This is a genomic window from Streptomyces sp. NPDC079020 (genome assembly GCF_044542225.1).
Classification (GTDB): Bacteria; Actinomycetota; Actinomycetes; order Streptomycetales; family Streptomycetaceae; genus Streptomyces.
The window spans coordinates 72,111-96,222 of sequence record NZ_JBITUB010000022.1 but is presented as its reverse complement, the minus strand read 5'-3'; the positions used below and the strand labels follow the sequence as shown (position 1 = coordinate 96,222).

At 70.6% G+C, this 24,112-nt stretch carries 24 protein-coding genes and 1 pseudogene; 13 read left to right on the top strand and 12 right to left on the bottom strand.

All coding sequences use genetic code 11. The features are described 5' to 3' along the window. The first annotated feature begins 41 nt into the window (after positions 1 to 41). Entirely contained in the window at positions 42 to 716 is a 675-nt protein-coding gene (locus ACIGJO_RS32240; protein ID WP_399964298.1) for a response regulator, read from the top strand. Positions 717 to 730: 14 nt separating this feature from the next. Here the strand turns inward: ACIGJO_RS32240 and ACIGJO_RS32235 are convergent, their stop codons facing one another. Continuing rightward, entirely contained in the window at positions 731 to 1,951 is a 1,221-nt protein-coding gene (locus ACIGJO_RS32235; protein ID WP_399964296.1) for a sensor histidine kinase, read from the bottom strand. Positions 1,952 to 2,133: 182 nt separating this feature from the next. Here ACIGJO_RS32235 and ACIGJO_RS32230 point away from each other — a divergent pair, with 182 nt between their 5' ends. Beyond that, entirely contained in the window at positions 2,134 to 4,356 is a 2,223-nt protein-coding gene (locus ACIGJO_RS32230) for an MMPL family transporter (RefSeq protein WP_399964295.1), read from the top strand. 247 nt (positions 4,357 to 4,603) lie between these two features. On the opposite strand, the gene ACIGJO_RS32225 is transcribed toward ACIGJO_RS32230, so the two are convergent. Together ACIGJO_RS32225 and ACIGJO_RS32220 are read right to left on the bottom strand one after the other, a co-directional pair. Further along, positions 4,604 to 5,800 (bottom strand): ABC transporter permease, encoded by a 1,197-nt coding sequence (locus ACIGJO_RS32225; RefSeq protein ID WP_399964293.1) that lies wholly within the window; start codon positions 5,798 to 5,800, stop codon positions 4,604 to 4,606. Then, positions 5,797 to 6,615 (bottom strand): ABC transporter ATP-binding protein, encoded by an 819-nt coding sequence (locus ACIGJO_RS32220; protein WP_399964291.1) that lies wholly within the window; start codon positions 6,613 to 6,615, stop codon positions 5,797 to 5,799. Before ACIGJO_RS32220 ends, ACIGJO_RS32225 begins: the two co-directional genes overlap by 4 nt. Positions 6,616 to 6,715: 100 nt before the next feature. On the opposite strand from ACIGJO_RS32220, the gene ACIGJO_RS32215 reads away from it, so the two are divergent. The 3 genes from ACIGJO_RS32215 to ACIGJO_RS32205 all read left to right on the top strand — a co-directional run bounded on the left by ACIGJO_RS32215 (position 6,716) and on the right by ACIGJO_RS32205 (position 8,916). After that, complete coding sequence (locus ACIGJO_RS32215; RefSeq protein WP_399964289.1) at positions 6,716 to 7,372, top strand: response regulator transcription factor; 657 nt, start codon at positions 6,716 to 6,718, stop codon at positions 7,370 to 7,372. Beyond that, positions 7,369 to 8,667: a sensor histidine kinase gene (locus tag ACIGJO_RS32210; RefSeq protein ID WP_399964287.1), complete on the top strand. Its 1,299-nt coding sequence runs from the start codon at positions 7,369 to 7,371 to the stop codon at positions 8,665 to 8,667. Before ACIGJO_RS32215 ends, ACIGJO_RS32210 begins: the two co-directional genes overlap by 4 nt. Positions 8,668 to 8,769: 102 nt before the next feature. Further along, a complete protein-coding gene (locus ACIGJO_RS32205) occupies positions 8,770 to 8,916 on the top strand; it encodes a hypothetical protein (protein WP_399964285.1) in 147 nt (48 codons plus the stop codon). On the opposite strand, the pseudogene ACIGJO_RS32200 reads toward ACIGJO_RS32205, so the two are convergent. Then, positions 8,889 to 9,842, bottom strand: a pseudogene (locus ACIGJO_RS32200) (alkene reductase); the annotation flags it as partial. The gene ACIGJO_RS32205 and the pseudogene ACIGJO_RS32200 overlap by 28 nt on opposite strands. Before the next feature lie 26 nt (positions 9,843 to 9,868). Between ACIGJO_RS32200 and ACIGJO_RS32195 the strand changes: the two are divergent. Next, a complete protein-coding gene (locus ACIGJO_RS32195; protein WP_399964283.1) occupies positions 9,869 to 10,285 on the top strand; it encodes a hypothetical protein in 417 nt (138 codons plus the stop codon). After that, the gene (locus tag ACIGJO_RS32190; protein ID WP_399964281.1) at positions 10,282 to 10,488 is read left to right on the top strand and encodes a hypothetical protein; all 207 of its coding nucleotides are present in this window, start codon (positions 10,282 to 10,284) and stop codon (positions 10,486 to 10,488) included. The genes ACIGJO_RS32195 and ACIGJO_RS32190 overlap by 4 nt, the downstream gene beginning before the upstream one ends. Positions 10,489 to 10,623: 135 nt before the next feature. On the opposite strand, the gene ACIGJO_RS32185 is transcribed toward ACIGJO_RS32190, so the two are convergent. Continuing rightward, on the bottom strand, positions 10,624 to 11,298 hold the full coding sequence (locus ACIGJO_RS32185) for a TetR/AcrR family transcriptional regulator (protein WP_399964279.1): 675 nt from the start codon (positions 11,296 to 11,298) through the stop codon (positions 10,624 to 10,626). A 149-nt stretch (positions 11,299 to 11,447) separates the two neighbouring features. Between ACIGJO_RS32185 and ACIGJO_RS32180 the strand changes: the two genes are divergently transcribed. Further along, positions 11,448 to 12,374: an NADP-dependent oxidoreductase gene (locus ACIGJO_RS32180; RefSeq protein ID WP_399964277.1), complete on the top strand. Its 927-nt coding sequence runs from the start codon at positions 11,448 to 11,450 to the stop codon at positions 12,372 to 12,374. Positions 12,375 to 12,689: 315 nt separating this feature from the next. On the opposite strand, the gene ACIGJO_RS32175 is transcribed toward ACIGJO_RS32180, so the two are convergent. Beyond that, complete coding sequence (locus ACIGJO_RS32175; RefSeq protein WP_399964275.1) at positions 12,690 to 13,664, bottom strand: type II CAAX prenyl endopeptidase Rce1 family protein; 975 nt, start codon at positions 13,662 to 13,664, stop codon at positions 12,690 to 12,692. Between the two features lie 336 nt (positions 13,665 to 14,000). Here ACIGJO_RS32175 and ACIGJO_RS32170 point away from each other — a divergent pair, with 336 nt between their 5' ends. After that, positions 14,001 to 14,312: a HEAT repeat domain-containing protein gene (locus ACIGJO_RS32170; RefSeq protein ID WP_399964320.1), complete on the top strand. Its 312-nt coding sequence runs from the start codon at positions 14,001 to 14,003 to the stop codon at positions 14,310 to 14,312. Here the strand turns inward: ACIGJO_RS32170 and ACIGJO_RS32165 are convergent. After that, a complete protein-coding gene (locus tag ACIGJO_RS32165) occupies positions 14,294 to 14,833 on the bottom strand; it encodes a SixA phosphatase family protein (RefSeq protein ID WP_399964273.1) in 540 nt (179 codons plus the stop codon). The genes ACIGJO_RS32170 and ACIGJO_RS32165 overlap by 19 nt on opposite strands. A gap of 264 nt (positions 14,834 to 15,097) precedes the next feature. On the opposite strand from ACIGJO_RS32165, the gene ACIGJO_RS32160 reads away from it, so the two are divergent. Further along, positions 15,098 to 16,180, top strand: coding sequence for an acyl-CoA dehydrogenase family protein (locus ACIGJO_RS32160; protein ID WP_399964271.1), 1,083 nt, complete (start codon positions 15,098 to 15,100; stop codon positions 16,178 to 16,180). A 42-nt stretch (positions 16,181 to 16,222) separates the two neighbouring features. On the opposite strand, the gene mtnK is transcribed toward ACIGJO_RS32160, so the two are convergent. From mtnK to ACIGJO_RS32145, 3 genes are read right to left on the bottom strand one after another with little or no spacing between them, the layout of a single operon-like run. Continuing rightward, positions 16,223 to 17,491, bottom strand: coding sequence for an S-methyl-5-thioribose kinase (mtnK, locus tag ACIGJO_RS32155; RefSeq protein ID WP_399964269.1), 1,269 nt, complete (start codon positions 17,489 to 17,491; stop codon positions 16,223 to 16,225). Between the two features lie 59 nt (positions 17,492 to 17,550). Beyond that, positions 17,551 to 18,501, bottom strand: coding sequence for an FAD-dependent oxidoreductase (locus tag ACIGJO_RS32150; protein WP_399964267.1), 951 nt, complete (start codon positions 18,499 to 18,501; stop codon positions 17,551 to 17,553). Beyond that, complete coding sequence (locus ACIGJO_RS32145; protein ID WP_399964318.1) at positions 18,384 to 18,926, bottom strand: class I SAM-dependent methyltransferase; 543 nt, start codon at positions 18,924 to 18,926, stop codon at positions 18,384 to 18,386. The genes ACIGJO_RS32150 and ACIGJO_RS32145 overlap by 118 nt, the downstream gene beginning before the upstream one ends. 427 nt (positions 18,927 to 19,353) lie before the next feature. On the opposite strand from ACIGJO_RS32145, the gene ACIGJO_RS32140 reads away from it, so the two are divergent. Continuing rightward, on the top strand, positions 19,354 to 20,019 hold the full coding sequence (locus ACIGJO_RS32140) for an ArsR/SmtB family transcription factor (RefSeq protein ID WP_399964265.1): 666 nt from the start codon (positions 19,354 to 19,356) through the stop codon (positions 20,017 to 20,019). After that, positions 20,016 to 21,353 (top strand): MFS transporter, encoded by a 1,338-nt coding sequence (locus ACIGJO_RS32135; protein WP_399964263.1) that lies wholly within the window; start codon positions 20,016 to 20,018, stop codon positions 21,351 to 21,353. The genes ACIGJO_RS32140 and ACIGJO_RS32135 overlap by 4 nt, the downstream gene beginning before the upstream one ends. Positions 21,354 to 21,513: 160 nt before the next feature. Here ACIGJO_RS32135 and ACIGJO_RS32130 read toward each other — a convergent pair whose 3' ends face one another. Both ACIGJO_RS32130 and ACIGJO_RS32125 read right to left on the bottom strand, forming a co-directional pair. Next, positions 21,514 to 21,714, bottom strand: coding sequence for a hypothetical protein (locus ACIGJO_RS32130; protein ID WP_399964261.1), 201 nt, complete (start codon positions 21,712 to 21,714; stop codon positions 21,514 to 21,516). Positions 21,715 to 21,964: 250 nt separating this feature from the next. Next, positions 21,965 to 22,186, bottom strand: a complete 222-nt coding sequence (locus ACIGJO_RS32125; RefSeq protein WP_399964259.1) for a hypothetical protein — start codon at positions 22,184 to 22,186, stop codon at positions 21,965 to 21,967. Here ACIGJO_RS32125 and ACIGJO_RS32120 point away from each other — a divergent pair. After that, positions 22,155 to 23,966 (top strand): GTP-binding protein, encoded by a 1,812-nt coding sequence (locus tag ACIGJO_RS32120; protein ID WP_399964257.1) that lies wholly within the window; start codon positions 22,155 to 22,157, stop codon positions 23,964 to 23,966. The two genes, ACIGJO_RS32125 and ACIGJO_RS32120, sit on opposite strands and share 32 nt — an antisense overlap. Positions 23,967 to 24,112 lie beyond the last annotated feature (146 nt).

Genomic DNA, 24,112 nt, shown 5'->3' with positions numbered 1-24,112 from the left:
AGCCTCGCCGGCACACACGGCCACTGTGGTAGGAACAGACGGTGGCAGAGAAACAGATCAACGTGGTGATCGCCGACGACCAGCAGTTGGTGCGCACCGGTTTCAGCCTGATCCTGGGGGCACAACCAGATATCACCGTCGTCGGTGAGGCGGCCGACGGCGTGGAATGCCTTGAACTGGCACGCCGGCTACGCCCGCATGTGGTGCTGGCCGACATCCGTATGCCGCGTCTGGACGGGCTGGAAGTGGTGCGGCGGCTGGCCGGACCGGGCGTGGCCGACCCGATGAACGTCGTGCTGATCACCACGTTCGACCAGGACGACTACGTACGGACCGGGCTGCGCAACGGGGCGTGCGGGTTCCTGCTGAAGGACGCGTCTCCGGGACTGCTGGTGGAGGCCGTGCGGACGGCGGCCCATGGGCACGCCCTGGTGTCACCGGCGGTCACGGTCCGGCTGCTGAGGCGGCTGGAGGAGGCGGAACAGGTCGCGGCGTCGGGGGACATGGCGGCGGCCGGGCTCAGTGGGCGTGAGCTGGACATCGCTCGTCTGGTGGCTGTGGGGTGCACGAATCAGGAGATCTGCGACGAGCTGTTCCTGTCGTTGTCGACGGTGAAGACGTATCTGTCGCGGATCCAGGCCAAGCTGGAGGCCCGTAGCCGCGTCGAGGTCGCGGCGTGGGCCTGGGAGCACGGTGCGGTGCGCCGGGCCGGGTGAGATCCGACCGTCCGTCAGTGCGCGGGCCGGTCGTCCCGAGGGGGCGTGCCGGTGAGTGCCACCAGCGGGAATACGGCATGCACCTGCCAGCCTCCGTGGGAAACGGGGCCCGCACGGAGGGTGCCGTCGAGGGCTTCCATGCGTTCGCGCACTCCCAGCAGGCCGAAGCCGCCTCGGCCGCCGGCGGGCGGAGCGGCCTTGCGGTCCGGCGCGGTGTTGGTGACCGTCGCATGCAGCCAGGTGGTGTCCGCGTCCAGATGGACGGTGGTCCGGGCGCCGGGCGCGTGCCGCCGGATGTTGGTGAGTGCCTCCTGGACCACCCGCTGTACGGAGAGTTCGATCTCGGGGCCTAGGCGGGCGGTGCGCGCCGCCGCCGTGACCTCCAGCCGGGCCGGGGCGTCGTCGCCGCCGGCGGCGGAGTGGGCGGAGACGAGGTCGCCCAGTTCGGTGAGCAGGTCGCCGGGGCGCAGGGCGGCATGGCCGTCCTCCCGGAGAACGCGTACGAGACGGCGCATCGATTCCAGAGTCTCCGTGCCGGACCGCGAGATGTTGCGCAGAATCGGCGCCACCTCTTCGGGTGCGGTGGATCGGATGGTCAGGGCGGCGTTGGCCTGGACGATGATGCCGGTCATGTGGTGGGCGATCAGGTCGTGCAGGTCCCGGGCGAGGGCCAGGCGCTCCGCCTGACGGACGTCGTGCACAGCGCGTTCCCTGCGCAGGTCCAGGGCGCGGGCGGTGCAGCCGATGGCTACGCAGACGGCCAGGACCACGGTCAGGCAGTAGCCCCCGGCGACGAAGGCTTCCCGTGATCCCACGCGCAGCGGCAGCATGAGGACCGCGGCGGCCAGTGCGAGGGTGCAGGCGGCCGCCGTGGCCGGCCGCCGGGCGTGGGCAGTGGCGCGGACCGTGAGGAAGAGGAGCCCGCAGGTCTCCAGCCCGCCCCACCACGCTGCTCCGGGCGGCTCGATCATGCTCCAGACGGTCACCGCGAGGGAGATCATCACGGCGCCGATGACGCGCCGTCCCAGCGTGGGCGACCGGAGCGTGCCGAGCACGGCGAGGCCGATCAGCGGGCCGGTGACGAGTACGGGCAGCCAGGCGGTGGGAGATCCGAACGGATGGGGGCTCCTGGCGAGCACAGCGAAGTCCGCGAACCAGGTCAGCGCGAACGCGATCGCGCCGCTGACCTTGATGAGGCGGCTGATGGCCGGGGTGAGTGGGAAGTTCCAGTCCACGCCGATCAGCCTAGGAGCCCGAGGCGAGAGCGGTGTCGGCCGAACGGCCGACACGGCAGGGCCAGCACGGTACGTACGGCCGACACCGGGGCCTCGGCCCCGGCGGAACCATGGCCCACACGGGGCGGTCGGCGCTCCGGCGATTTCCCGTTCTCACCGACAGAGAGAGTTCTCACACTCCGATGGCCACCTTCCTGTACCGCATCGGCCGGGCCGCGTTCAAGCGGCGTTGGCCGGTCGTCCTGCTGTGGGCGCTCGTTCTGGGCGCCGTGGGCGTCGGCGCCGCCGGCGGCTCGGGCCCCGCGAGCTCCAGCATCACCCTGCCCGGTACGGAGGCTCAGCGGGCCTTCGACGTGCTGGAGGAGAAGTTCCCCGCCGCCAACGCGGAAGGCGCCACCGCCCGTGTCGTCCTGCGGGCCCCCGGCGGGCAGAAGATCAGCAGCGCCCGGAACAAGACCGCGCTCGAAGAGACTCTGGCCGGGGTGAGGGACTCCTCCGCACGTATCGGCCAGGTCAGCGACCCCTTCGCCGCGAAGGCGGTCAGTGCGGACGGCACCACCGCCTACGCGCAGGTCACCTACTCCGCCAAGGACACCGACCTCACCGATGCCGAACACACCGGCCTCGACGAGGCCCTGGAGTCCGGCCGGGAGAGGGGACTGACGGTCGAGGCATCCGGCAACGCGCTGGCCGCTCCCGCGGGGAGCCACACGGCCGAGGCCATCGGCTTCGCCCTGGCCGCTGTCATCCTCCTCATCACCTTCGGCTCGCTGACCGCCGCCGGCCTTCCCCTGCTCACCGCGCTGGTCGGGGTGGGGGTGAGCATCACCGCCATCACCGCGCTCAGCGGTCCGCTCGACCTGAACAGCAACGCCTCGGCCCTGGCCACCATGCTGGGGATCGCCGTAGGAATCGACTACGCGCTGTTCATCGTCTCCCGTTACCGCTCGGAACGCGCCGACGGCCACGACGCGTGTGAGGCCGCCGCCCGGGCGAACGGCACGGCCGGATCGGCGGTCGTCTTCGCCGGTCTGACGGTGGTCATCGCGCTCGCGGGCCTGGCCGTGGTCAACCTGCCCATCCTGACCGCGATGGGTCTGGCCGCCGCCGGCGCCGCCGCCGGCGCCGTCGTCGTCGCCGTCCTCGTCGCGATCACCCTCGTTCCCGCACTGCTCGGCTTCGCCGGGGAACGTGTGCGGGGCAAGGCGCACAAGCATTCCGCCGGAAGGACCGACAGGGCGAGGCCGGGGCTCGGACAGCGGTGGATCTCCCATGTCCTGCGCAGGCCGGCCCAGGTTCTGCTTCTGTCGGTGGTCGTCCTGGGCGTGGTCGCCCTGCCCGCCGCGAAGCTCGAACTCGGCCTGCCGGACGACGGCTCCAAAACCGCCTCCTCCACCCAGCGCAAGGCCTACGACATGCTGTCGCAGTCCTTCGGGCCAGGCTTCAACGCTCCCCTCACGGTGACCGTCGACGACCGGAGAGCGACTGTCACCCGCACCGGAGCCGAGGAGTTGGGCAAGGCCCTCGCCGGCCTGCCGGACGTGGCCGCCGTGACCCCGGCCATCTTCAACGAGGCCGGCGACACCGCCATCATCACCGTCATCCCCACGAGCGCACCGGGTGACGACGCCACCAAGGGCCTCGTCGACGGCATCCGCTCCCTGGCCGACGGCATCGGGGCCCGCGCCCTTGTGACGGGCACGACGGCACTCAATATCGACATCTCCGCCAAGTTCAGCGCGGCGATCGCGCCGTACCTGGCTCTGGTGGTCGGCCTGGCGGTTCTCGTGCTGATCCTGGTCTTCCGCTCGATCCTGGTTCCCGTCAAGGCCGCCCTTGGCTTCCTGCTCTCCGTGCTGGCCTCCCTGGGCGCACTCGTCGCCGTCTTCCAGTGGGGCTGGCTGAAGGACCTCATCGGCCTGGAACAGACCGGCCCGATCATGAGCCTGATGCCCGTGCTCATGATCGGCATCGTCTTCGGTCTCGCCATGGACTACCAGGTGTTCCTGGTCACCCGTATGCGCGAGGCGCACGTCCACGGCGCCGACGCCCCCACGGCGATCGCGTCGGGCTTCCGGCACAGCGCCACCGTCGTCACCGCCGCGGCCCTCATCATGATCAGCGTCTTCGCCGGCTTCGTCGGATCCCAGGACGCCATGATCAAATCCCTGGGCTTCGGGCTGGCGATCGCCGTCGCCTTCGACGCCTTCATCGTCCGCATGGCGATCGTCCCCGCCACGCTCGCCCTCCTCGGCAAGCGCGCCTGGTCCCTGCCCGCCTGGATCGACCGCATTCTGCCCAACGTCGACATCGAGGGAGAGAAGCTGGCACGGCGGGACCCCGGACCGCCCACGCGGGAGCAGCCGGTCCGCACATCCGAACCCGACTACGGCGGACACCACTGACAGCTGTGCAAGGTGCGGACCGGGACGGGCGGCGACACCGTCGGCACCGACCACCGTGCTCCTGCAGGGCCTGGTGATCGTCATGCCCGTCATCGGTGCCCGTCCCGGGACCCCCTCAACGGCCCACGGAGCGGCGTAGGACTTCGCGATCACCAGCGTGCTCCTCGCCGGCGGGCTGCCCTGCCCGCGCTGTCGGCAGGGAACCGCTGTGCCAGGGCCACCTTCAAGGCGCTGGTGGCCCTGGACTTCAGGCCGAGCGGAGGGCCTCCGTCGGGGACGCCCTGGCGGCGCGCAGCGCCGGGTAGATTCCGGCCAGGGCGGCCACCAGGACGGACACCAGAGGTCCGGCGACGACCGTGTAGAGCGGAATCGATGCCGGCCAGCCCTGGGCGAACGCGTAGCCGTAGACAGTGAGGCCGCCCACGAGCAGTCCGCCGACGCCGCCGATGAAGCCCATCAGGACGGCCTCCAGGAGGAATTGCGCGGCGATCTGGCCGCCTCGGGCGCCCAGCGCGCGGCGTAGTCCGATCTCGCCGCGGCGTTCCATCACGCCGACCACCATGGTGTTGGCGATACCGACGCCGCCCACGAGCAGGGCGACCGCGGCGAGGGCGAGGACCAGCCCGGTGAGGGCGTTCTTGGCCTCGGTGCGTGCCGTGTACAGGTCGGACGGGCGGCTGACCGCGACGGTGCCCGGGTTGGCGGGGGCCGCGGTGGCCCCCGCCACCGCCTGCACGTCGGGGACGCGTTCCGGATACGTTCTGAGGTAGACCGTGGCGGCGGTACCGTCTGCGCCCAGGTGGGCGATGGCCTGCGGCCGGCCGACGAGGGCTGCGGTGGCGAGCTCGGGGGAGAGTTCGCTCGACGCCAGGATTCCGCCGACGACGAACCACTGCCCGCCCAGCCACACCCGCTCGCCCGGCGCGCTCACACTGAGCCGTTGCGCGGCCTGCTCACCGAGGACGATCACCGGGAGCTTCTCGCTCGCCGCGTCCAGCCACCGCCCGCTCTTCATGTGTATGCGCAGGACGCTGAGCAGGTTGATCCGAGTGGCCAACACGGTGATGCTGCCGGTCCGTTCCGTCGGAACGAGGTCGTTGCGGTAGACGTGGGCCTTGGTGGCCCCGGTCGCGGTGACCTGCTGCACGGGGGCGATGTTGGCGAGCATCTTCTCTGCGGTGGGTGGCAGCGGCACCGGCTTCTGGTCGGGCCCCTTGCCGGGGGCGACGGTGAGCAGGTTGGAGCCGAGCTGGTCGAGCCGTTCGAGCAGGTGTGCCTGGTTGGAGTGCGAGATACCGGTCACCGCGATGACGGCTGCGATGCCGAGCGAGATGCCGAGCGCGGACAACGCGGAGCGCGTCTTCCGGGTGCGTGGCCCGATCATGCCGAGGCGCAGCAGGTCCGTCGGACGCAGCCGGGTTCGGCGCGGGCTGGACGACGTCACAGGGCCGCTCCCGTCGGGTGCGCTGCGCGTTCATCGAAGTCGATGCGGCCGTCGTGGAGGCCGATGCGCCGGGGGAAGGAGGCGGCCAGGTCGCGGTCGTGGGTGATGACGACGATCGTGGTGCCGTCGGCGTTCAGGGTACGCAGCAGGTCGACGACGGACGCTCCGGAGACGCTGTCGAGCGCACCCGTGGGCTCGTCGGCGAGCAGCAGTGCGGGGCGGCCGACGAGCGCGCGGGCGATCGCGACCCGCTGTTTCTCGCCGCCGGAGAGCTGGTCGGGATGGTGGCCGAGCCGGTGGCCGAGGCCCACTTCGCGGAGCGCTTCGGCGGCGCGGGCGCGGCGCACACGGAGGGGCGTGCCGCTGTAGAGGAGGCCTGTGGCGACGTTCTCGACCGTGCTGAGCCCGGACAGCAGGAAGAACTGCTGGAAGACGAAGCCGATCCGGTGCGCGCGCAGGGCGGCCAGTTCGGGGTCGGAGAGGCCGGAAACATCGCGTCCCTCGAACCGTATCCGCCCGTCGCTGGGCCTGTCGAGCGAGCCGAGCAGTGCGAGAAGGGTGGATTTGCCGGAGCCGGACGGGCCGACGACGGAGACGAGCTCGCCTGCCGCGATGGTCAGGTCGATGTCGTGCAGAATGCGCAGCGGCGGCGTGCCCGGGTACTCCTTGACGACGCCGGTGAGGTCCAGGACGGGGGCGTCGTGCGGTGGCTGATGCCAGGAGGGTCCGCTGGGTTCGACGGTGCATGTACTCGATCTTCTTGTCGGATGTCGGCGATGACGTTGGACAGTTCTACGGACCCGTGTGTGAGCCACCGGTCAGAGCTGGGCTAACAGCCGGCTAAACCCCCGCAGGTGCAGACTGGCGGTCACACAGCCCAGCGGGGTGCGGGGCGGCGGAACGGAGCGGAGCGGCATGCGGGTGCTGATCGTCGAGGACGAGGCCGATCTGGCGGCGATGCTGGCCGAGGGGCTGCGCGACGAGGGCATGGCCTGCGATGTCGCGCACGACGGCGCCCGCGCGCTGGAGCTGACGGCCGCGGCCGAATACGACGTCCTGATCTTGGACCGCGACTTGCCCAAACGGAGCGGTGACGCGGTCTGCCGAGCCTTGAACACGGCCGGCTACCCGGCCCGCATCCTCATGCTGACCGCCGCCGGCACCCTCTCCGACCTCGTCGACGGGCTGGGCCAGGGCGCCGACGACTACCTGGCCAAGCCGTTCTCGTACCTGGAGTTGGTGGCCCGGTTGCGCGCGTTGGGGCGCCGGTCCCAGGGCGGCGGTTCCCCCACGGTGCTGAGCAGAAACGGGGTGAGCCTCGACACCGTACGCAGAGTCGCCGGACGGGACGGCCGCCCGTTGAAGCTCACGCCGCGGGAGCTCGGTGTCCTGGAACTGCTCCTCGCCGCGGACGGGGCCCCGGTGGACACGCGGCAGTTGCGGGATGCACTGTGGGACACCGCACTGGATCCGGCGACCACCGCGGTCCGGGTCACCGTGCACGCACTGCGCCGAAAGATCGGCGAACCCGCGCTGATCGTCCACGATCCCGGCTACGGGTACCGGCTGTGAACCGCGCACGTCTCCGCCTGCTGCCACCGCACCGGCTGCCGCTGCGCGGCCGGCTCACCTTGGTGACGACGGCTGTCTTCGCGGTCCTCGGCTGCGGGCTGCTCCTGTTGAACTGGCTGAGTTCCCGACAGCTCCTTGAGGCGTACCGCGATCTCGTCGTGCCGGCCGCCGTCACGACCGGCGCTGTCACGAGCGAGGAGGCAGGCTCACCTGTCACGTGCTCCAGCGCCGCACGGACCGAGGACGCCGAGCCATGCGAGCCGCCGGCACCGACCGACGCTGCGTCGGCCGACGCGGCGCAGGCCTTCGACGACTTCCAGGGCAGCGTCCTCGACGGCCTCCTGCTGCGGTCCCTGCTGATGCTCGTCGTCTTCATCGTGCTCGCCGCCGTGCTCGCCTGGTGGGCCGGCCGTCGCTCTCTGCGCCGGCTCAGCCAGGTCACCGCAGCTGCCCAGCGCATCAGCACCGGGCACACACTGGACGAACGGCTCGGCCTCACCGGCCCGCACGACGAGGTCCGCGAACTCGGCGACACCTTCGACGCGATGCTCGACCGCCTGGACCGGAGCTTCACCGCGCAGCGCCGCTTCACCGCGCACGCCTCTCACGAACTGCGCACCCCGCTCACCGTCCAGCGAACCGCCTTGGAGATCCCGCTGGCGCAGGGCCGGGTTCCCGCCGACCTGAAGCCCGCTGTCCAGCGCGCGCTGGACGCCAACGCCCGTACCGAACGCCTGATCGCGGCGTTGCTGACGCTCGCTCGCGGTGAGGCCGAAGCGTCGGCCCCGCAATCGGCGGACCTCGCGGACGCCGCCCGGGACGCCTTGGCGGACCTGGCCGACGAGGCCCGTACGGCCGGGATCCGGATCACCGGCGCACCGGAGCCCGCACCGGTCGCGGGCGACCCCGCGCTGCTCCGGCAGATCGCGCTGAACCTGCTGGCCAACGCGGTACGGCACAACCACCGCGACGGCACGGCGACGGTGAGTACGGGTACCACGGTCGCCGCGGCCTACATCGAGGTCGCCAACACGGGCCCCGTACTGGCACCGGACGAGATCCCAGCCCTGTTCGAGGCGTTCCATCGGGGCCCGGAACGTCGCGGAAACGGTTCAGGACTCGGACTCGCGGTGGTCCGAACGATCACCGTCACGCACCGCGGTACGGTGAGCGCTGTCCCCAGGGCTGGAGGAGGTCTCACCGTACGCGTCGAACTTCCGCTTCGCAGCCGTCTGTTCGGCGGTCTGCCGGGGGACGCCCGGGTGCGGCCGTTTCGGACCGCGGACCGGTGGTGACACCGGAGGCCGCCCACCGCTTCCGAGGGCGGGTCACGGTGCTCGGCGGTTCCTCGTCGTACGTGACACAGTGGCGCCGGACTGCACTCGACGCTGCTGGGCGTGCTGGAGTTGACGTGCGACAGTACCGCCCGCCGGCCGGTGACGGACGCGATCGATCTGCTCCAGGGCCTGTCCGGGCAGCGGCCGAAGGCGCGTGGGCAGTCGCTGCGGAGCGAGGGCTACGAGGCGAAGGGGTGGTCGGTGTAGCCGGTCTCCCCGCCCACATACATCAGGTACTCGTTCCGGACGGGGGTGATGGGGGCGCCGGTTCGGAGGCGTTCGACCAGGTCGGGGTCGGCGAGGAAGGGGCGGCCCAGCGCGATGAGGTCGGCGCCCGCGGCCAGGAGACGTTCGGCTTCGCGCTTCCCGCCGTCAGCGGGAATCCGGTCGGCGGGCAGGACCGGATTGGCGATGAGTGAGCCCGGCCACTGCTTGCGGATGTCCTGCCAGACACCGGAGTCGGGGTCGGCGAAACCGACGTGGAGATAGGCCGGCCCGCGGTCGGCCAGGGCGGAGACGAGAGCCGCGTACAACGCACCGGTCTCCTCACCCTCGTCGATGCCGTTGACGGTGTTCCCGGGCGAGATGCGCAGACCAGTCCGCTCCGCACCGATCGAGGCCACCACTGCGTCGACGACCTCGGCAGTGAAGCGGATGCGGTTCTCCACGGAGCCGCCGTAGGAGTCGGTGCGCCGGTTGGTGTTGGGGGCGAGGAACTGGTGCAGCAGGTAGCCGTTGGCGCTGTGCACCTCGACACCGGCGAAACCGGCGTCGACCGCGCGGCAGGCGGCGGCGGCGAAGTCCTCGACGGTGGCGCGGATGTCGGCGAGGGTCATCTCACGGGGGATGACGGCTTTCTGACGCCCGCCCGGGGTGAAGATCGGTTCGGGCAGCGGGAGCGGCGACGGGGCGATCGGCGTGAGGCCGCTGGTGTCGGGGTGCCCCACGCGTCCTCCGTGCTGGATCTGGAGGAACATCGGACCGCCGCCCGCCGCTTGAACGGCCTCGGTGACCTGGCGCCATCCGGTCACGTGCCCGTCGGTGTGCAGAGCGGTGATGTGGGGGTAGATCTGGCCGACCGCGTTGGGGGCGGAGGCTTCGGCGATGATCAGCCCTGCGGAGGCGCGCTGTGACGGGCCGCCGGAATGAGATAGCCGGCATGGCCGGCTGGGAGATCCGGGAGGAGAACGGCCACTGGCGGGTCCGTACCACCGCGTCCTACCGCAAGCAGCCGCCGATCCTCCTGACCGCTCGCCATATCCAGAAGAACCAGTTCGACTTCCTCGGAAGCCTGCCCGAACAAGCCCCGTACGGCACCGCGTTCACCAGCGGTGTGGTGACGGAGGAGTTGAAACGGCTGCGGGACAAGGACACCCTTGCCTCCGAAGTCGCACGGTTCCAGCTCGGTTTCACCCATACATCCACGGCGCAGCTGCCTCATGTCATGAAGACGTTCTTCGCCGAAGCGGTGCAGCGGCTACCGCAGTCCGAGCTGCTGGTCGTGGACGTGGTCGGACCAGCACTTACTACACACCCACCGGTTTCTCCGGCCTTCCCGGAAAGAAGGGCCCCATGAACACGACCTGGGACACGGCCACCTCCCTCTACCTGCGACGGGACCGCAACAGCGCCCACTCCTTCCTCAACATGGACAAGTGGGAGAAGGCGCTCCTGTTCTCCCCCGACGGCACGATCCCCCGGGGAATCGCTGGGCTCGCCTTCCTCTGCCTGCTCGACCTGGTGGCCCATCCCGACCGGATCGCCGCGAAACTGCGCTGACGCCTGCTCAGCAGATGGGAACGCTGGGCTGGGAGTACCTCCGTAGCGTGGGAACCCTCCGAACCGGGGGAGCCCTTGGCGTCGTACTGCCAAGAACCGTGTCAGGTGCGTGTGCCCCCGGGCGTACACCGACGGTCACCCCGTTCGACGCGGTGGCTTGTAGAGGTCGTCGAGGCGGAGTGGTGCGGGCTGGGGCAGGGGCGTGGCGTCCGTCGGCAGGCAGGACTGGAGGAAGTAGGCGAGCAGACGGCGCGATGCGGCCATGGAGGCCGCCGGGGACTCACGCACGACGCCGTTGTTGGCCAGGAGCAGGAGAGTGACGTCGCTGGGGTGGAAGTCCTTGCGCAGTTGTCCGGTGTCCTTCGCGCGCCGCACGAGCTGGGCGAGGCACGCCTCGGCGCGGGCACGCTCACGATGGACGTCGGGCGCGTCGGGAAACCGGGAGAGGAACGCGGCGCTGAACCCGCGGTCCTGGGCCTGCATCATGCACACCCTGGTGAGGACGTTGCGAAGTCCCTGCCAGGGATCGTCGTCCTGAAGGGCCTCGTCGAGGGCTGCGACGCACTGGCCGAGTTGTTCGGAGAACGCGGCGGCGATCAGCGAGCCGCGTGTCGGGAAGTGCCGGTAGAGGGTGGCGGCACCCACGCCCGCTCTGCGGGCGATGGCGCTGGAGGATACATCGGTGCCGTCGAGGGCGTACGCCTCGCGGGCGGCCTGAAGGAGCCGGGCGCGGTTGAGCCGGGCGTCGGCTCTCTGCCCCGGTGGTCCGGAGTCGGAGGGGGGCGGGTTCCGAGACAGTTGGGCTGGCATGTCTCCCACCTAATCACAAACGGAAGGGGTCGACCGTTTAGCGGGTTAGCGTGACTGGTGCCGCAGCGCCCCGCGGGCCGACTCAGCCGGGGAGGTGAGTGGCTGAGGGTTTACGTGCTCAAGACGTGCCATGCCTACGGAGGTTGTCCGTGTTTGCTGTGCAGTACCACCGCTATGGCGGTTCCGAGGTCCTTGGCGTCGAGGAGGCCGAAGAGCCGCACGCCGGGCCGGGTCAGGTCCGCATCGAGGTGCGTGCCACCGGCGTCACCCCTGCTGACTGGTACCTGCGTTCAGGGAGGCTGCGGGACATCGCCACCGTGGACTTCCCTCATATCCCCGGCATGGATGCCGCGGGAATCGTCGACGAGGTGGGGGAGGGGGTGACCGGCACCGCCGTGGGGGACGCGGTCTTCGGCCTCGTCCCCTTCGTGGACAAGGGAGGCGCCGCGGCCCAGTACGCCGTGCTGGAGGCATGGGCGCCCAAGCCTCGGTCGTGGTCGTTCGAGGAAGCGGGCGGTGCCGCGGGCAACATCGACACAGCCACACGTGTACTGGGCGCGCTGGAAGCCGCCGAAGGCATGACCCTGTTGATCGACGGTGCCGCCGGAGGGGTCGGCACCATCACCGCGCAACTCGCCCGGGCCCGCGGCCTCACCGTGATCGGCACCGCGAGCGAAGGCAACCACGGCTTCCTCGACCGGCTCGGCGTCGTACCGGTCACCTACGGGGCTGGGCTGGCCGATCGCCTCGCCCCACTGGCCCCGGGCGGTGTCGATGTGGTTCTGGACGCGGCCGGTAAGGGCTCTCTCGCCGAACTGGTGGCCATCGCCGGCGACCCGCACCGTGTGGTGACCATCGCCGACTTCGACGCCGGCCGGCACGGAGTGCGGTACTCCCGCTCCGAAGCCGGTGAGTCGCCGGGCTGGGCAGGACTGGCGCCGGCGGCCGATCTCGCCGACCAAGGCCGCCTCACCGTCCCGCTGCACGCCGTGTTCCCGCTGAGGGAGGCCGCCACAGCTCATGACGCCAGCGCCACCGGCCACGCACGCGGCAAGATCGTCATCACCGTGCCCTGACACGGTGACCGATTCGGCCGGCAACCAGCGGCCCGCAGCAGGGCGGCCGGTCATTCGTCTTCGGCGTCCTCGTCGCGCGGGGCCCGCAGGCCGCCGGGCAGTCCGGGAAGGCGGAAGGAATCGTGTCCCGGACCCCGGCGAAGTTCCGCCGGCCCCATTTCTCTTGGATCTCCCCGGCCGTGCACGGGCTGTCCCGCCACACATGCCGTACTGCTGGAGGCACGACAGGTCCGTGACCCGTTCTGGTGTGGGCTCCGTCGAACAGTCCATGACGGGTTCGCACCCATAGAAGAAGCCACGTCATAGGAAGTCCCGTCACCGCGTGGCGGCTGTCCGACGACTGAGACGGTCCGGTGCGGCCGGCGCCCCCTCGGGCGCCCCGGCCGCACCACGCACCGCACGCCGCCTCCCCGTCCACCGCCACACCGCGAACCCGGCCGTGGCGACCAGCAGATACACCGGTACGAGGAGCTCCACATCCGGGGACGAGAGCTCCACGGACCAGCCGGCGTCTCGCTCGTCCCCCTCGAACACGATCCGGTTGACGGTCAGGAAGGTCAGGTGCGCCCCGATGGCGACGTACAACGGGGCGCGCCGGACCGCCGTACGGGCCACGACCAGCATCAGGCCGAACACTGTCAGCAGGATCAGATAGTCGACGGGATTCTGCCCGCCGGGCGCGAGTCCCACGGGCCCGGCCTCCGTGCCCACGAGGCGCGCGACCGCCGCCCCCGTCACCGTCGAGAGACCGGGAACGGCCAGGAACACGGCGGTCGTGCCGAGAGCCGAGACCACACCGCCGAAGCGGCCGCGCAGGGACGTCCACGTATAGCCGCGTAGCGTCGTCTCCTCGGGCAGCGCCTCCAGGAGCAGAGCGACCACACCGTTCGCCACCAGGAACCCGGCGAGTTCCGGCAGATCGGGGCGGGACCAGCGCAGCAGTCCGGCAGCCGTGCCCGCCCCGAGCACGAGAGCCGCTGAGCCCGCCGTCACGACGGCCCCGACGAGCAGTGCCCGCAGACTCCCGCCCACGCGGCCGAACCCGATCCCGCCGAGAGGGTCACCTCCACGGCGCAGCGCGAGCCATACGAGCGGTACGGCCACCACACTGACCAGGACCGCCGGAATGAGCCTCGCCACGAACCCGCTCGCTCCGACGGCATCGGCCACTTCGGGACCGAGCGCCGTGCCCGCACCCAGTGCCACGGCCATGACGAGTCCACCGCCCAGCGCCCGTCCGAGGACGCCGATGGGCGAAGGGCTGGGAGTGCGGGGGCGAAGGACGGCCATGTGTCTCCTCCATGCTGCTCGATCCCCGCGTCGCGGGGCACTCACCATCCTGGGCGCCCGCGCAGCCATGGAAGTCGTAGCCGTGGAGGAAATGGCCGTACATCTTTGGATGCAGTCCGTCCGTCGGACACGGCTGCTGCCAGGCGGAATCCGACGCCATCGGACGCCAAGTCCTGCTCGTGGGCGCCGTGTCGGCGGGCGCCGCGGGCAAGTCCCGGCCCGTGGAACCTCCGTCACCACGTGGCCGGTGCATCCCGCAACACTTTCGCGGCAGTCGTCACTGGCGATCACGACAGCGCACGGGCCGGTGCCTAGCGCCTCTTCCCAGTACGCACCCTGCGCGACGACCCGTCGCCCCAGGTCCGCGTCAGCGCGGCCGAGTCCCTGATCAACCTCGACCGGCACACCCACACGGCCGTGTCCTACCTCGACCGGACTCTCGCACGCCACCCCGACGTTCGCGTACGGCTCCAGGCCATCAACGCGCTCACCTTCATCGACCGCGACATCGCCCGCCGCGCGCTCCCGGCCGTCGAAGCCGCAGCCGTCAGCGAGGACGAGTACCTTCACCACGCGGGCCGCTATCCGAAACTCGTCCTCGACGGTACCTACACGCCCTCCTCGGGCCTCTACGAGCCGGTCTCATGAACCCCTGCTGCGCCCCGGGCCGGCAGCCCGGACCTCAGGGGCCCGGACGCCCAGCCACCGCGGCTGTGACGCTCACCCTGGGCCGCGAACGCAGGGATGACGTCACCGTGCGAGCAAGCCACCACGTGGCCACCGGGGTGGGCGCTTCCCATCCCGATCAGCACCGCAAGGGCTGCCCCGGCCATCCAGGCTCCGCCCAGCTCCCGCTGGAACGGGGAGTGGAACCCTTCGGTCCATTCCCGCGGCTGGTAGGTGCCATCGGGGGTCGCGAGGCCCGGAGCGGTCGCGATGCTCAGGCCGAAGGACCGGGCCAGCGGCTCAACCGTCTGCACACACCGTTTCGCCGGGCTGGAACAGATCGCATCGATGCTGTCCCGCATGACCGCGGCCAGGGAGCCGGCCTGGCTCAGGCCCTGTGGGCTCAGCGGGCGCGCCGAATCCTCGCCCGACCAATCCTCACGTGCGGCCGACCGGGCGTGGGGTACGAGGTCCACGGTCAGGCCGTGCAATGCCGTGATCATTCGCGGATCGTAGTCACCGGGGCCACCGCCGTCCACAGAAGCCACCCGGAGGCCGCCCGAAGCACCGATGACCGCCGGTGACCACAGGAGGACGGTGCCGCCACCGAACGAGGCCGTGGCTGCCCGCAGGCGGCGCGCAGGTCGAAGAGCACGCTCGATGCGTGTCCGCGCGTGTTCCGGGGGAGTGGTTACTGATCGGGCGTGCGGAGCGGATCCAGATTGAGGTGATGAGTGATGGCGGGTGTGCCGGGCGGGGAAACGGCGTTGGGTACGCAGCCGGGGCTGGCGGCCGAGCCGTTGGTCGAGGCGGTCACACGAGTAGCGGCAGCCGTACTCCGGCCCGACGCGGAGTCCACGGCCGTGGAAGGGGTGTCCAGGAGGCATCTCGACGAGCTGGCCCGGTGCGGTGCCTTCGGGCTCGTCGGGTACGCACCGGCCGAAGGGAGCGGGTGCACCGAACAGCAGGTGGTGCGCGAGATCCACGAGATCCTGTCCGCCGTCGACCCGTCCACGTGGTTCGTGTACACCCAGCACTTCGCCCTGGTGAAGGCACTGGGCGCGAGCCTCAACCACGATCTGAGGGAGCGCTGGCTTCCCGAGCTGGTTACGGGTGCGAGGCGGGCCACGGCGGGTTTCGCGTACCTGCGTCATGCGCAGCCGCCGGTCACCGCGGAGCGCGAGGAGAAGGGCTGGCGATTACGGGGCCGGGTGCCCTGGATGACGGGCTGGGGGCTTGCGGACGTGGCGATCGTCGGTGCCGTCACCGTCGAGGACGAAGCCCTGTTCGTCCGGGTCGGCTGCGGGCCGGACGGGGGCTTGACGGCAGTCGGCGTACCGCCCCTGTGGGCCATGGGCGGTACGCATACCGCGGCCGTCGAGCTGAGAGGCGTTCTCGTTTCCCCGGACGATGTGATCTCCATCGAGCCGAGACAGGACTGGGCCCGGTCCTACGACCTGGAGAACGCCAACGCCCACCCTGCCGTCTTCGGGCATCTTCGCGCCGCGGTGGACCTGCTGCTGGGGGCGGTTCCCCGGGCCGGTGCCGCGTACGGGGCACTGGCCCACCGGCTGGCCGACGAAGCCGCCCGGCTGCGCACCGAGGCGTACGCCCTGCGTGACGAACTGCCGCCCGAGGAAGAGGTGACGGCCCGGACCGAGATCCGGGCCGCGGTCCTCGACCTGGGTGTCAGAGCGGCAAGTGCCTGCGTGGCGGCTACCGGCGGCCGTGCCGTCCAGTACGGCGACACGGCGGGCCGGCTGGCCAGGGAGGCCCTGTTCCACCTGATCCAGGCGCAGACCCCGCAACTGCGGGAGGCCACCGCGGGGGTGGTGACCCGGCGGATCTGAGGCGAGGGCCGGTGCCGCCGGCCGATCCCCGTCCGGCGGCGCTCAGGCGATCGCGCGTGCGGCCGATGTCAGCGCGCCGATCGTGGGATATCCACCGGTTCGGGTCAGCAGGTCGACTGCCAGGCGCAGGCAGCGCAGTTCGCAGGCCGCCCGGTCGGCGTCGGAGGCGATGGAGGTGAGTTCCACCACGTGGGCCATGCCGATGACGCGGCGGATGATTTCGGCTCCGCAGAAGCCGATCGTGTCGGTGAAGACTGCCGCGAGGTAGCGTTCGCGCTCCTGGCCGAGAGCGGCAATGTCGTCGCGGGCGGCGAACATGGCTTGTGGGTAGGCGTCGCCGGATGCCGCTTGTTCCCACAGCCTCGTGAACCGGCCGGCGAAGCCCCGCCACACGTCCTCGATCACGCCCAGCAGCCATATCCGTGTGTCGCGCGCCGTCCGACCGGCGCCGGCTGACACCGGATGGGCGTCCATGGCGAAGTAGGCGAGCAGCAGGTGCGCGAGGAGACTGCCGATGTCGAAGCCCATGGGGCCGTGAACGGCGAACTCCTGGTCGATCACCCGGGTGTCGTCGGGCGTGACCAGGATCGAGCCGGTGTGCAGGTCGCCGTGGAGCAGCGCGTCGGTGGAGGTGAGGTAGCGCAGTTTGAGGCGGGAGACGGCGATCTTGAGAGTGATGTCGTTCCTGAGGCGCTGGACGGTCGCGTCGAGGTGCGGACTGGTCCACCGGTTGCGGTGGTGGTCGTGGTAGATCTCGGTGAAGATCATGTCTTCCATGATCCGGGTCATTTCGGTGTTGCCGCTGAACTCGGCCACCAGGGACCGCTTGTGGTCCGCGGTACTCGCCAGGTCGCTGGTGAAGAACAGGGAGCGCGCGAGGTACTCGGCGAGATGGTCGCCGAGCTCGGGGTAGTGGACACCGTCCAGCAGGCCCTGGCGCAGCACCACGTGGGGTGCGAGGAACTCGGTGACGAGGAGGTGGGCCGAGGGGGCGTAGTGCAGTGCCTCGGGGACCCGTCCCGGGGCGAGCCTGCCGTGTTCCTGGAGTGCCCGGTACTCGAAGCGGGTGCGGTGGGGGGTGAGGGGCCAGGATTCTCCGCTCACCCGGACGTAGGGCATGGCCTGTTTGGCGCAGACGCGGCCGGCGGAACCGCTGACCTCGAAGACGTAGTTGACGTTGCCATCACCGATCTCCCTGACCTGCCATGTGGCGGGCGGGCCGCCCAGCGCCCGGACCACGTGCGGGACGGACTCCAGGTACGGCGGGAGTGTGCGCGCGTCGAGCAGCACGGCGGGTGCGGGGGTGTTCATGGTCCTCCTTGGGCGGGCGGGCTGCGTGGTGTGTCGTGTGTGGGGCGCCGGACGTGTGTCTAGGTCACGTCCCAGCCGGGTGAGGCGTGGGTACGCAGCCAGGCGGGCCTGGGGCGGCCCAGCGGCCCCTGGAGCAGGTGTTCGGCGGAGGCGAGGACCCCTTCGACGGATCCGGGGCGCAAGGTCGTGGAGTCGCTGACGCAGAACACCGCTTCGCCCGGCAGGGGTTCGCGCATGGCGGGGATTGCCTGTTCCGGGTCGTGTCCCGGCCGCCAGACGGGCCAGGCTCCGCCGTGGTGCTCGACGGACCAGTGCTGCCACCGTGACGCGAGGGGGCGTGGTGCTGCGACGACGCCGTGGACCCGCAGCAGCATCGCGTGCGCCTGCTCGGTCTGGAGCCGGCTCGCCGGTCCGGGCTCCGTACGTTCCCTGCTGCCGGGTGCGGGGCCGAACTCCCGGTCCGTGTAGAGCGGTCCGTCGGCCAGGGCCGTCCAGTGGGCTGCCGCGGACCCGCTGGCGTACACGGCCAGTACGCCGCCCGGTGTCTCCCCGGGTCCCGGAGGCGTGGCCCAGTACCAGAGCTGGCGCAGCGGCAGATCGGTGGTGCTGCGGCCACGGCTCACCCCGGTCCGGTGCCACCAGGGCCGGGGATAGCTGAGGAAGAGCTTGACGGCCGGTACGGGACGGGTGGCGGCGAGCAGGCTGGGCGGTCGGCTGCTCCGCCCGCGGACGATGTCCGGTTTCAGCAGCTCGACGGCATGGTGGGGCAGGGCGAGAAGTACCGTCCGGGCGAGTACTTCCCGTGGCGCGGCCGGCTCTGCCCGGGCGAAGCGGAGTCGGTAGTAGGGACCGTCGATTCCGTCGATCGCGCTGTTCACCCGGTCCAGCCGCGTCAGCCGGTGCCCCAGGAATGTGGTGCCGCCCGCGGCCGCGAAGCGTCGGTGGAGGGCGAGGGGGAGTTGCTGGAGGAACCACTCGGACCGTTGCAGCTCCGTACCCGGCCACTGCATCTCATGACCCGGAGGCGTCCCGTCAGGGGACGGAATCTCGTCACTCTCCAAGAACGGTGCTCGCGCCGCGCGGACAGCTTCCTCCACGGCCGGGTCGGCCGGTCGAAACGGCCCCCGCACGAGGCGAACACGCCACCGGGCTCCAACAGCGCGGCCATGCGTGACCACCGTCCCTCCGGGTTCGTCCAGTGCAGCGCTGCTGCCGCGTAGACCAGCCCGTACCGTTCGCCCGGTCGCAGGTCCTCGAAGGCGGCTTGCACCGTTCTGACGCTCGTCGGCACGTGCTTGCGCAGTTCGGCGAGCATGGACCTGTCGGGATCGGTCGCGGTGACCATGACCCCTCGATGAGCGAACAGACGGGTTGCCTTGCCTGTCCCCGCGCCGATCTCCAGGGCGGTCCCGACCGGATGGCCCGCGTATGCCATCACCAGGTCGAACAGTGCCTCGGGATACCCCGGCCGGAACCGTTCGTACGCTTCCGCCACCATTCCGAAGCTCAGCGCGCGACCAGACATGCCGAGCATCCTGACATGAGTGGCCCCATCGGTGCTTGATTCTTCCTGCCGGCCCGGACGCGAGCTGATGTCTCCTGAGAGACATCAGAGTCTGGAGAACGACGGCCACAGGGCGGTGACGGCGTGCACGGGGGAGACGGTGGTGCCGTACGCGATTCGGCGGGCGGGTGCTGCTCCCGGCAGATCTCCTCCACCTCGCACACCGCCTCGGGGACTGAACCGGGTCCTGCTCACCGATCGGCCGATGGACGGGCAGGCACCACAGGCGCCTGGACCGCAAAGACTTCTTCGCGAAGAAACCTTTGCGAAGAAGTCTTGGCGGTCTAGGATGCGCGGTATGACTGACCCCAACGCGAGGCCGGACGGCCCGCAAACCGAAGCCGACTCGGTGGTGCTGGATGCCAAGGGGCTGCGTGCCCTCGCGCATCCGGTGCGTGTGCAGTTGGTCGGACTGCTGCGGAAGTACGGCCCGTCGACGGCCACCCGCCTCGCGGAACGGCTGGGCGTGAATTCAGGTACGGCCAGTTACCACCTCCGGCAGCTCGGCGCGGCCGGTTTCGTCGAGGAGGACACCGAACGCGGCAATGCGCGAGAGCGCTGGTGGCGTTCGGTGCACCGGACTACGTGGTTCAACGATCCGATGCTGGCCGAGCGGGAGCCCGAGGCCGCACTGGCCTATCAGCAGTCCGTCGCCGCCACCTACACCTTGCGCACGCAGCAGACCCTGAACGGGCTTCAGACGATGCCCCGCGCCTGGCGGAACACCTTCGACATGAGCGACTGGGCCTTGCGGCTCACGCCCGAGGAAGCCGCCGCCCTGTACCGGGAGTTGACCGAAGTCATCGAGCGCTACCGGCGAGACGCGCCGGAGACGGCGGCGAGCGCCCCCGAGGGAGCCGAGCGGGTCGCGGTGTTCACGCAGATTCTGCCCGAACTGGACGCGGCGGCCTCGTCGTCGCTCCCTTCCGGCCCCCAGGAAGCAGAAGAAAGTCCGGCGTCGTGACCGACGACGCGTCGGAGTCCGGCGGTATACCCGGCAAGAGGACCCTGCGGCCTTTGGGCGGGGTACTGACGGCCATGGCCGTGTCGCTGACCGGCACGCGGATCTCCGTTGTGGCACTTCCCTGGTTCGTCCTCGCCACGACCGGCAGCGCCACCCAGACAGGACTGGTCGCCTTCTGCGAGATGACTCCCTACGTGGTGGTCAAGGCGTTCACCGGACCGCTGGTGGACCGGATCGGCCCGCGGGCCGTTTCCTGGACCACCGATCTGGCCAGCGCGACCGCCGCTGCCGCAGTTCCCCTGCTCCATGCCCTGGACCTGCTCTCCTTTCCCCTTCTGCTGGTTCTGGTCGCGCTGATCGGCGCGGCCCGGGGACCCGGCGACCTGGCCAAGGAGGTGATGGTCCCGGAGGCAGCCGAGCGCGGCCGGGTGCCGCTGGAGCGGGCCACCGGTCTGTCCGGCGTGATCGAGCGGCTGGCCTCCACCGTCGGCCTGGCGGTCGGCGGATCCCTGGTGGCGCTGCTCGGCCCCCTGACCGGACTCGCCGTCAACGCGGGCTGCTTCGCCCTCGGATCGGTGATCATCAAACTCGCGCTGCCTCGCGGGATGGGGCACGCGGCCGAGGAAGTCCCCACGCCGGCCGGGGAGACGGAACCGGGCTACTGGCGGCGGCTCGGCGAAGGCTTCACCTTCCTGCGCGGCGAGCCACTGCTGCTCACCGTCATCGTCATGGTCGGCATCACCAACCTGCTGGACGCGGCGTTCATCTCCGTGCTCGTGCCCGTCTGGGCCAGGGAGTCCGGCAACGGGCCGGCCGCGATCGGCCTGATGGGCAGCGTGATGGGGGCCGCGGGGGTCGGCGGGAGCCTGATCGCCGCGATGATCGCGCACCGGATGCGTCGCCGGATGGTGGTTCTCACCGGGTTCCTGCTGGCCGGGGCACCGAGATTCCTGATCCTCGCTTCCGATGCCCCGTTGGGGGTGGTACTGGCCGTCTTCGCGGTCAGTGGGTTCGGCGCCGGCTTCGTCAATCCGGTGCTGGGCGCCGTCCTCGTCGAGCGTGTACCACGCCGGATGCTGGGCCGGGTCAACGCCCTCGGTGACTCGCTGGCCTGGGCCGGTATCCCCCTCGGCGGGCTGCTCGCCGGGGCGGCGGTGACCGCTGTCGGACTCGTGCCGGTCCTGCTCGCCTGCGGGGCCGCGTACTTCCTCACCACGAATCTGGCCGGCCTGCGGCCGGAATGGCGCGAGATAGACCGTACGCGCGGGCAGGCCGCTCTGAAGGCGCAGTCCAAGGAAGACGCCTCACAGGACAGTGCGAACGCAGCGACATGACGATCACGGGAGGGAGGCGGGCCATCCGGTTTCCTTCTCCCTCCCACTACTGCTTCTGGCCTCGCCCCCGCTTCACGCACGTTCGGATGGCCGCTGGTCGGTGTAGTCCGTCGCAACGCGGGAGCCCGGAAGCCTGAACTCGCATGGAGGTCAGGACGTCTCAGAACAGGGCGTCCTGACCGGGTTCCTGATGCGGCAACGGACGGGGGTCCTTGCCTTCCCACTTCGCTTCCAGGTGCTTGCGCCAGCCCTGCGGGGCAGGCCACGGTATGCCCCACTCCGCGAGCTGCTTCTTTGTCCAGCCGCCGTTGGGAGTCTGCGCGGCGGTCACTTCGTCAGGAGAGGGCACGTAGGTCGGCATAGCCTCATGATGCCCAACACCGAGGTGGTGCGCGGCAGGATGAGGCAGAAGACTGTCCGGGCGCTTCGGCTGCCACCCTTGCTGCCGGCCTCCGGCCTCGGGCATCGTCGGCACCCAGCTCAGCAGCGGTGAGGCCCATGTGTGCCAACGGATCCATGCCCGCGGAGCAGTTGGTGCTGTGGCGAGCGGCGCACAGTTCGGTCAGGGACGAGTGTCAGGGTCTCGTCGCCGTCGGTCCTCACCCGCAGTCTCAGTGGAACCAGACGACGAGCCGGACGTGCTCCGGGCCGTGAACCTCGGCGAGGGTGCGCATCACACCCCAGACCGGACCCCAGTGGGTCGCGTCGCCTGCCACGGCCCGTCGGCTGCGCGAGCCGGAACTGTCGGTCTCCTGCCAGTCGGCCGACATCAGTTCCGCCCAAGTGATCCAGGTGGTCCCGTTGACCAGCCTGACCGAGCGCCTGCTCTTCAACGCCGGTGTCATCGCACGCCTCGGGAGCGTCGACGGCGGCGATACCCGGACCGACACCCTCGACCTTGAGCGCCGTCGCGGCATCACCATCAAGTCCGCGGTCGTGGCGCTGGCCACGCCCGCTACGGACGCGGACGGCCCGCGCGTCACCCTCGTCGACACCCCCGGCCATGCCGACTTCATCGCCGAGGTGGAGCGGGCGCTGCGCGCGCTCGACGGCGTCGTCCTCGTCATCTCGGCGGTCGAGGGCGTGCAGGCACAGACACGCGTCCTGATGCGGACGATCGTCAAGCTGGGCCTTCCGACGCTGATCTTCGCCAACAAGATCGACCGGACCGGCGCCCGCGAGTGCGCGCTGGTGGCCGAGATCCGGGAGAAGCTGACGGTCCGGGCCGTGGCCGTGTCGTCGGTCGACGTCATCGCCACAGCCGGCGCTCGGGCCATCGAACGTCCCGTGGAGGACATCGGCGAGTTCCTGGCCGACGCCGACGACGCCTTTCTCGCCCGATACCTCGACGACACGGCACAGCTTGACGACGCCGACTACCGAGCCGAGCTGGCCCGCCAGGTCGCCGCGGCGAGGGCGTACCCCGTCTTCTTCGGCTCAGCGGTCACCGGCACGGGGGTCGAGGCCCTGGCCGAGGGAATCGGGGAACTGCTGCCCTCGCGGAGCCTGTCGGCGGACGGTCCGTTGGACGGAACGGTCTTCAAGATCGAACGTGGTCGGGCGGGCGAGAAGATCGCCTACGCGCGCCTCGACGGCGGCACCCTCACGCCGTACCAGCACGTGGCGTACTTCCGTCGCGGCGATTCCGGCATGGTACTGGAGCTGGCCGGCCGGGTGAGAACCGTGGAGGGGTGCGCGGCAGGCGAGATCGCACGGATCACCGGGCTCAAGGACATCCGCATCGGCGACCGCCTCGGCAGCTCGGACGGGCTGGGACAAAGCGGCTTCTTCGCGCCGCCGAGCCTCGAATCCGTCGTGACGCCGCAGGATCCCGCCCGCACGGCTGCGCTGTACACCGCCCTGGAGCAACTGGCCGAGGCGGACCCGTACATCGGCGTGCGGCGGGAGGAGACGACGCACGCGATCTCCGTACGGCTCTACGGCGAGGTACAGAAGGAGGTCGTCCAGACGACCCTGGCCGAGGATTTCGGGATCGAGGTGGAGTTCAGCCGGTCGCGGACCATCTGCATCGAGCGGGTGAAGAAGGCCGGCTCCGGCGTCCAGGAGCGTCGGCCGGAAGAGCGTGTCTTCGACTGGGCGACGGTCGGCCTGCGGATCGAGCCGACCACACCGGGATCGGGCGTCGGCTACGGCCTGGAAGTGGAGCTGGGTGCCCTGCCGCTGTCGTTCCACACGGCGATCGAGGAATCCTTGCGCAAGAACCTGCTCGTCGGGCCGCACGGTTGGGAGGTCACCGACTGCCGGATAACGGTCACCCGCACGGCGTTCTTCCCGCCCATGTCGACCGCCGGCCACTTCCGCAACATCGCGGCACTCGCCCTGGACAGGGCGGTCCGCGCCGCCGGCACGCAGGTCTGTGAACCGGTCAACCGCTTCGAGCTCGAGCTCCCGGCCGACAGCGGCCCCCGGGTGCTACCGCGCCTGGCCGGGCTGCGCGCTGTCCTCGACGAGCCGCAGACCGGACCGTCGACCTGGCGACTCACCGGAACGATCCCGGCGGGCAGCATCGCCGCGTTCGAGCAGGAATTGCGCGGGTTGACGCACGGCGAGGGCGTGTTCCTGAGCGAGTTCGACTCCTATCGCCCGTGCTGACCGGCCCGGAGGCATATCCGCCCGGTCAGCCGACGGCCTGAGCGGCTGCAGCCGTCCGTTCCTTCGCGCGTACTCAACGGCCGGGCGGCCCGTGCGCCTCTGCCGCTCCCGGTTCTCGTCGGGTCGGGCAAGTGGCTCCATCACCT